We start from the raw sequence: 816 nt of genomic DNA, 5'->3' as shown, positions 1-816 counted from the left end.
CGGTTCGCGGCCGCCAATGGATCGGCTGCTATTTTCGGCTGGCGGTCGGCGAAGCCGGCGACCTCGGTGATGCGGCGTTCGTCGACGCCGCCGCGCACGAGCATGTAGTAGGCGGAATGCGCGCGCGCCGTCGACAGCCGCCAATTGTCGTAGCTGTCGCCGCGGAACGGCCGGGCATCGGTGTGGCCGTTGATGCTGATGGTGCCCTTCTGGCTGTTGACGATGCGGCCGATCTTCTCCATCGCCAGCACCAGTTCGCGTCTCGGCAATGCCGAGCCGACCTCGAACATGCCGAAGTCGAGCTGATCGGTGATCGAGATGACGATCCCCTTGTCGGTGGCTTCGACCGAGACGCCGTCGTGCAGCTTGTCGCCGGGCTTGAAGGCATCGGCCAGCTGCCGCTTGACGTCGGCAGCTGCCTTGACGGCAGCCGCGGTTGGCGCCTTTTCGCCGATGTCGGGCTTGGCGGCCTTTTGCGCCTCAGGCTCTGCCTTGGCTGCGTCGGCGACCGTGGTGCCGTCCGGTTTGGTCTCGCCGGCCATTGCCGTGGCAGGGTTCGCGGCCTGCTTGCCGGTCGCGTCCTTGGCCAGCGGCTCAAGCGGTGCGGCCGCGACAGGCGGCACGGCTTTGACTTTGAGCACTTTCGTTTCGGCGGTCTTGTCGCCGGGCTTGGCCGGATCGCCCTCGATCTTCGTGCGCTCGGCGCTGGCTTCGGCGCCGGGCGCCGCTACCTGCTGCGACCAGAAATCCGGCTCGAAGGGATCGCGGTAGGAGGCGCCACCGGAGGCGCCGGTAGCCGGGCCGGCAGCCTGCACG

1 protein-coding gene is annotated in these 816 nt (G+C 68.4%); it reads right to left on the bottom strand.

What is annotated here, in order from left to right; translation table 11 throughout:
* Positions 1 to 816: OmpA family protein (locus tag EN964_RS35975; RefSeq protein WP_164776522.1), on the bottom strand; the 816-nt coding region annotated here is incomplete at both ends.

The sequence above is a fragment of the Mesorhizobium sp. M7A.F.Ca.CA.001.10.2.1 genome (assembly GCF_003998575.1).
In the GTDB taxonomy this organism is placed as follows: domain Bacteria; phylum Pseudomonadota; class Alphaproteobacteria; order Rhizobiales; family Rhizobiaceae; genus Mesorhizobium.
This window is presented reverse-complemented; position numbering and strand designations above follow the sequence as displayed.